The sequence below is a fragment of the Chamaesiphon sp. VAR_69_metabat_338 genome, assembly GCF_031423935.1.
GTDB lineage: Bacteria > Cyanobacteriota > Cyanobacteriia > Cyanobacteriales > Chamaesiphonaceae > Chamaesiphon.
In genome coordinates, this window is the sequence record NZ_JANPGM010000561.1 from 1 (window position 1) to 6,884 (window position 6,884).

The window sequence follows — 6,884 nt, forward strand, 5'->3', positions numbered from 1 at the left end:
ACGGAGAGGCTTCGCCAACGTCTACGGGTTTCCCGAGGGTTTAGCGACTGAAATCACGCGGAGGTTCCCTCCGCATGTGTTTCAGTCAAGACAGCACGTCAAGACAGGGGCACCCCTACAGGTTAATTGTGTAGGGGTGCCCCTTGTGGGTACCCTGGATCTGTACTACCTAAACTCCCATCAAACCATAAGCAGACATCCGCATGATTTCGCCAGTATTGAAGCCGATATTATTGAGAGCTTCACCATAAGCGATCATAAAATCTTCAACCAAAGCATCCTTCTCCATCCCCAAAACCTTCGCGTCTTTGGCGACGTTATTGAGCATTTTCCAGACTAGGGGCAGATTTTGACGATTGGCAGTTTGTAATTCTGCTTTAGCAGCTTCAAAATTGTCGCGGAGCCAGACTTCGCCAAAATTGAGGTGCATGTACTCATCTTTGACTACGCCTTCAGTAATTTTGCGCGCAAAATCATCGGCGACTGGAATATAAATGTTATATGCCGCGATCGCAAAACACTCGATAATCAGCGATTGGATTAATAAACAAGTAACAGTATTACCAGCGGCTGCCGCCACCTGAAAATTTTCGTGCAACTGAGCGAAAAATTCTTTGGCGAACTCTAGATCTGGAGTTACTGCTAAATTTCGCGCGCAGGCTTCAAACCCTTTCTTGTGGCGCAGCTCCATTTTGGATAACTTGACTAGATCGTCCTGAGAGTCTGGCAATAGTCCACCCAGTGTAATATAGTTTTCATGCGCTTCCTGTTCGCCTTCGATCACGATCGCATTGATGCGACTGTAGGCATCTTTATAGGTTTCGCTGGTAAAGTTATGTTCCAAACTGGCCGCAATCTGCACCATAAGTTCGATTTCTCCCGTGTATCCGAATAATATATTTAATTTTACGTTAGCCGCTCGGTGGCTGCACCTTATAACGCGAACATCTACAGTTTTGTAATGTTTTGCTAGTTAATCTAAAGATTTGTTACTATCTTCAAACCCTTCTATCTTAACCGATCGCCGACCAAAACCGTGCATAAGTTATCCGATCCCAGCTATTTTCGATGGTGGCAAATTTTAAATTGGCTCCTCCTGCTCGGTGGTGCTGGTGTGATGATGGCACCCTTAGGGGTTGCTGTGCTGGCGTCAGTGACGCCAGTTGGCACAACTGCAACTGGCTTCCAGATTCCATCTGAGCTAACGTTTGCCAATTATCAGGCGGCTTGGGAACGCGGTAATTTCGTCTTGGCGTTTGCTAATTCCACGTTTGTTGCCTTGGCTGTGACTGCGGCGCAAATATTTACCTCGGCATTGGCTGGTTATGCTTTGGCAAGACTCAAGTTTCGGGGACGCCAAGCACTGATCCTGTTAGTGCTAGCGACGCTCGTGATTCCCTTCCAGCTTTTGGTAATTCCGGTTTTTTTGATTCTCAAGTGGGGCCATCTACTTAATACTTATGCCAGTCTGATTCTCCCGTCTGCTGCCAGCGGCTTTGGGATCTTCTTGCTCCGGCAATTTTTCATGACGATTCCGATCGAATTGGAACAAGCCGCGATGCTCGATGGCGCAAATCGCTGGCAAGTGCTCTGGCGAGTGATGCTGCCGTTATCTCGTCCCGCATTAGTGACACTATTTCTGTTTACTTTTATCGGCGAATGGAACGATTTGTTCAAGCCGCTGATTTTTACTACCCGTCCCGAACTACGAACCGTCCAACTTGCCTTAGCCGAATTTCAAGAACAATTTACCAATAGCTGGCAACTCCTGATGGCCGCCGTGGTGATTTCCACGGTGCCGATTGTCTTACTCTTTTTACTCGGACAGAAGCAGTTTATCCAAGGGGTGGCGAATACAGGGATTAAGGAGTAGTTAATTGATAGTTGATAGCGGGGAGCGGGGCGTTAGTTTGAGAATCGATTCTCTTGCAGAGAGGCTACGTCAACGCAAAAATTCGATTCACTATCCACTATCCACTATCCACTCTCTAATCCTAAGTTCCTGGCAAATTCCGCAAGCGATCGTTAAGATGAGATCGATCGGCGAGGACTTTCAATAGGGGGCCATGCGCGCCGAACTCGACGATACTGATGCTACTGACTGGCATTCCTAGTCGGTAGCGAAATCGTCCGGCATCGATACCCAGAAGGCTGCACAACAAGATCCGAATCGTGGCTTTGTGGGATACCAGTAAGACATTGCCGGTAGTGTGTTTTTGACTGATTTCTTCGATCACAGCGAGGGCGCGAGCGGCGATTGCCATGGCGGATTCGCCGCCAGTGGGTGGGTTCCAGCCGGGATCTGCCAACCAGCGGAGGTAGTCATCGTGGTACTCAGCATCAACTGTGGCGACATCCTTGCCTTCCCAGGTACCATAATTAATCTCTTGCAGGCCATCTCGCAACTCTAGCTTCATTTTCAGTGCATCAGCCAACGGTTCGGCAGTCAAAATCGCGCGTTCTTTGGGGCTGCAATAAATCGCTTCCCACGGCGTACTGGCATAAGCGTTGGCAAATAATTGTGCCATTTCTTCACCATCAGCAGTTAACGCTGGATCGATCGATCCGCAAAATAAATTACCGCGACTGGAGGCAGTTTGACCGTGACGCAGGAAGTAGAGATTTAGAGTCATATTGTCACTATGGTGGTAGAGATGGATAGATAGATCGATTGCCGCTCTTCATTGCTAATCGTATAGTATCGAGCGGCGATCGCCGCTCTCGATCGTGCCGATGATTACTTTTGTATGCATTAGCTACTATCTTACTCTCGAATGAAAACTCTGCTAAGATAGTAAGCAGGGACAAGCTAAAAAATTAGCTTGTCCCTATGCTTCTTGGAATAATAAATTACCAGGAGTGGGTCGAAACCCACTTTTTTTGTTGTTTGCGGCTGCTGGCACAAGTACTATCAAAAATCGCCCTGACGTCTCCGATCTCCACCGTAAACAACGATCCAATTCATCAGCATTACTCACCTCGTTGGGTATCGATCGAGCTTGAAATTAGTTATTACCTACTCGCAAACGTTACTTTCATCAGCAACTAGTTGCTAGTCATTGTTACATGTATGGCTCATCCCCTGATTCCTCAAATTAATGATATTGCTAACCCAATCGCCGCAGAATTGGGACTAGAAGTCGTTGCGGTCATTTTTCACACCCACGAACGTCCACCTTCACTGCGGGTAGATATCCGCAATCCCAATGCCGATACAGGATTACAAGACTGCGAACGGATGAGTCGCGCTTTGGAGGCTGCACTAGACGCTGCGGAGGCAATTCCCTTTGCTTACGCTTTGGAAGTATCTAGTCCGGGGACGAGTCGAGAACTCACGACCGATCGAGAGTTTAATGCCTTTGGAGGCTTTGCAGTCCAAGTCACGACGACAGAGCCATTGGATAACAAAACTGAGTGGCAAGGACAACTAATTAGACGGGATGAGACTGCCATTTATCTGAGCTTAAAAGGTCGGACTGTAACTATCCCCAGAACATTAGTCGGCAAGGTTTCTTTAGACGATAACGGCTAGGTTCGCCAAGTAATTAACTATTTATTTATTACTTTAAATGGGCAATATCGACTAGATATATTGTCTACCTAAATTCTCAGACCTTAATTTAACTAAAAAATATGTCAAAAGCTAAAGACCAGAAAAAAAGTAATGTAAGTTTGCCTCAACTCAAAAATATGATTGAGGAAATTAGTAAAGATCGCAATTTACCTAGCTCTGCCGTCCAGACTGCCTTACGCGAAGCTCTACTTAAGGGTTACGAACGGTACCGGCGATCGCAGCATCTAGACCAAATGCAGTTTGAAGAAGATCATTTTGACAATTTTGATGTCTTTTTGAACCTGGAAGAAGAGGCTTTTCAAGTTGTCGCGACCAAAACGATCGTCGAAGAAGTCACCGATGAAGATAAAGAGATTTCGTTGAGTGAAGTCAAAAATATTCTGCAACAGGAAGCAACGGATGATACTTCCGAGGAGGAACTAGCAGCCATGAATCCCACGCAAATTGGTGATTCGGTAGTGCTAGATGTGACACCCGATCGCGACGATTTCGGTCGGATGGCGGCGATTCAAGCCAAGCAAGTACTCGCCCAGAAGCTGCGGGATCAACAACGCAAAATTATTCAAGAAGAATTCGAGCAATTTGAAGGCACCGCTTTGATGGGTAAGGTGCTGCGCTTCGAGCGGCAGTCGGTAATTTTATCGGTCAATAGTAGTTTCGGACAACCGGATGTGGAAGCCGAACTACCCCAAAAAGAGCAACTACCTAACGATAACTATCGGATCGGACGCACATTTAAAGTCTTTCTCAAAAAGGTGCGCGAAGGCTCCCAACGCGGCCCCCAACTGCTGGTATCGCGCGGTGCGGCTGGTCTAGTTGTCGAACTCTTTGCCAATGAAGTCCCTGAAATCGAAGAAGAACTAGTCCGGATCGTAGCTGTCGCCCGTGAAGCCAGTCCGCCTTCCCGACATGTCGGCCCCCGTACCAAAATTGCAGTAGATACTCTCGAAGGCGATGTAGACCCTGTTGGTGCTTGTATCGGCGCGCGCGGTTCGCGGATTCAGGTGGTAGTCAATGAATTGCAAGGCGAGAAAATCGATGTGATTCGCTGGTCGCCAGATCCGGCGACATATATTTCAAATGCTTTGAGTCCCGCCCGCATCGATGAGGTGCGCTTGGTCAATCCTGAGGGTCGGCAGGCGCATGTTCTGGTACCTGAAGATCAATTGAGTTTGGCAATTGGCAAGGAAGGCCAAAATGTCCGACTCGCTGCCCGATTGACGGGGTGGAAAATCGATATTAAAGATGTGAATAAATACGATCCCGTCGCAGCTATGGCCGAGGTCGAATCGCAACGTCAAAATGACTCTGAATACCAGTCTTACTATCAGCCCGATTATCAGGATGCTAGTTATGCGGAGGAGAACTATTAAGTTAATTGGTAATTGATAATTGATAATTGATAGTTGACGATCGAGTTTCTGCTGACAAAATGGATCTGTAGGGGCGGTGCCTCGTGCCCGCCCGCTAGGGGTTAAACTCACTGAAGACTGCCATAGTAGGCAATCTTACTAAGACACACCCCCGACTTCTTCAAGAAGTCGGGGGTGTAGTTGTAATGGTCGAATTGTTTTAATAGCCTTGGCGGTCGCTATAAATAGATCCAAAGAAACCCAACTTTCAATCGCAGGAAGTTGGGTTTCTTGATGGTCGATCGCGTTATGCCTTATACAGGTGATAGCGTCCGACGTTTGCTGACCATTTGGAAGGTTTCGATGATGTCGCCTTCTTGCCAGTCATTGAACTTATCTAAGCGAATCCCGCATTCAAAACCAGCATTGACTTCGCGGACGTCATCTTTGACCCGTTTGAGCGAGTCGAGGGTGCCATCGAAGACCAATTGACCCTTGCGGAGGACGCGAATGCTACAGTTACGCAGTGCCTTACCAGACAGGACATAACAGCCCGCAATGTTGCCGCGTCCGGCTTGGAATACCGCCCGGACTTCGACTTGACCCAAGGGTTCTTCGACTTGTTCGGGGTCGAGGAGACCTTCCATTGCGCCTTGAATATCACTTAGGAGGGCATAGATGATGTTGTACTCGCGGACATCTACGCCAGCATCGTCGGAGGCAGAGCGGGCACCACTGGCGAGGGTAGTGTTGAAGCCGATAATGACGGCACCACTGGCAGCGGCTAAATCGACGTCAGTTTCGGTGATTTCACCTGCGGCAGAGAGCAGGACGCGGACTTGAACTTCATTTTGCGGTAGCTGGCGCAGGGAGCCGAGAATGGCTTCGACGGAACCTTGAACGTCAGCTTTGAGAATTAAGTTGAGTTCTTTGAGTTCGCCTTCTTGCGCCTTCGCAGACAAGCTGTTGAGAGTAACCCGACGAGATGCCATCATCTGCTGGAGTCGGGATTGACGGCGTTCGGCAGAACGGACATCGGCAAGGGCACGAGCTTCTTTCTCTGTGAAGACTTCAAACTCATCACCAGCCTGCGGTACATCGCTCAAACCGAGGACTTCTACGGCAAATGACGGTGCGGCAGCTTCGACGCGGGCAAGCCTGTCGTCTACCATTGCTCGCACTTTCCCAAATACGTGTCCGGCAACTAGCGTTTCACCGACGCGGAGGGTTCCGTTTTGTACCAAGAGGGTCGCAACGGGGCCTTTGGCCTTATCGAGGTGAGCCTCAATGACCGTACCACGTGCGGTGCGATCGGGATTGGCATGGAGATCTTCAACATCGGCTACCAGGAGAATCATCTCTAGTAAGGTGTCGAGATTTTCGCCTTTGAGGGCACTGACTTCGACCATAATCGTATCACCACCGAGATCTTCCGATTGGAGATTGAAGGCGATCAATTCCTGTTTGACACGAGCGGGATTGGCTCCTGGTTTATCGATTTTGTTGATCGCGACGATAATCGGCACTTCCGCTGCTTGGGCGTGGCGGATGGCTTCGATCGTTTGGGGACGGACGCCATCATCAGCGGCCACAACCAGGATCGCGATGTCTGTGACCCGCGCGCCCCGCGCCCGCATGGCAGTAAAGGCTTCGTGACCGGGGGTATCGAGGAAGACCACTTGCTGGGTTTGACCTTCATGCTCCATGTCTACGTGGTAGGCACCGATATGTTGGGTAATCCCGCCGGCTTCTCCCTGAGCAACTTTGGTCGATCGAATGGCATCGAGCAGGGTTGTTTTCCCGTGATCGACGTGACCCATGATCGTGACGACTGGCGGACGACGTTGGAGTAAATCTAAGTCGCCGACATCGAGCATTTCCGTCACCTTGGTGGCTGCGGCTTGTTCGACGCCGGTAATCACATCAACGCCCATTTCTTCAGCTACCATCGTGGCAGT

6 protein-coding genes are annotated in these 6,884 nt (G+C 49.1%); 3 read left to right on the top strand and 3 right to left on the bottom strand.

The genetic code is table 11. The features are described 5' to 3' along the window. Nucleotides 1-169: 169 nt before the first annotated feature. Nucleotides 170-865, bottom strand: a complete 696-nt coding sequence (locus RMO84_RS15435) for an aldehyde oxygenase (deformylating) (protein ID WP_310489330.1) — start codon at nt 863-865, stop codon at nt 170-172. A 252-nt stretch (nt 866-1,117) separates the two neighbouring features. Here RMO84_RS15435 and RMO84_RS15440 point away from each other — a divergent pair, with 252 nt between their 5' ends. Next, a complete protein-coding gene (locus RMO84_RS15440) occupies nt 1,118-1,873 on the top strand; it encodes a carbohydrate ABC transporter permease (protein ID WP_396135871.1) in 756 nt (251 codons plus the stop codon). Nucleotides 1,874-1,994: 121 nt separating this feature from the next. Here the strand turns inward: RMO84_RS15440 and RMO84_RS15445 are convergent, their stop codons facing one another. After that, nucleotides 1,995-2,633: a histidine phosphatase family protein gene (locus tag RMO84_RS15445; RefSeq protein WP_310489332.1), complete on the bottom strand. Its 639-nt coding sequence runs from the start codon at nt 2,631-2,633 to the stop codon at nt 1,995-1,997. A gap of 437 nt (nt 2,634-3,070) precedes the next feature. Here RMO84_RS15445 and rimP point away from each other — a divergent pair, with 437 nt between their 5' ends. Together rimP and nusA are read left to right on the top strand one after the other, a co-directional pair. Then, entirely contained in the window at nt 3,071-3,532 is a 462-nt protein-coding gene (gene rimP, locus RMO84_RS15450) for a ribosome maturation factor RimP (protein ID WP_310489335.1), read from the top strand. Nucleotides 3,533-3,633: 101 nt separating this feature from the next. Continuing rightward, nucleotides 3,634-4,947: a transcription termination factor NusA gene (gene nusA, locus RMO84_RS15455; RefSeq protein WP_310489333.1), complete on the top strand. Its 1,314-nt coding sequence runs from the start codon at nt 3,634-3,636 to the stop codon at nt 4,945-4,947. A gap of 293 nt (nt 4,948-5,240) precedes the next feature. Here the strand turns inward: nusA and infB are convergent. After that, nucleotides 5,241-6,884, bottom strand: a 1,644-nt coding sequence (gene infB, locus RMO84_RS15460; RefSeq protein ID WP_310489334.1) for a translation initiation factor IF-2, incomplete at its 5' end; no start/stop codon positions are given.

Coding starts and splice junctions, on each gene's coding strand:
- RMO84_RS15435 (WP_310489330.1), bottom strand. CDS start 865: ATGGTGCAGATTGCGGCCAGTTTGGAACATAACTTTACCAGCGAAACC.
- RMO84_RS15440 (WP_396135871.1), top strand. CDS start 1,118: ATGATGGCACCCTTAGGGGTTGCTGTGCTGGCGTCAGTGACGCCAGTT.
- RMO84_RS15445 (WP_310489332.1), bottom strand. CDS start 2,633: ATGACTCTAAATCTCTACTTCCTGCGTCACGGTCAAACTGCCTCCAGT.
- rimP (WP_310489335.1), top strand. CDS start 3,071: ATGGCTCATCCCCTGATTCCTCAAATTAATGATATTGCTAACCCAATC.
- nusA (WP_310489333.1), top strand. CDS start 3,634: ATGTCAAAAGCTAAAGACCAGAAAAAAAGTAATGTAAGTTTGCCTCAA.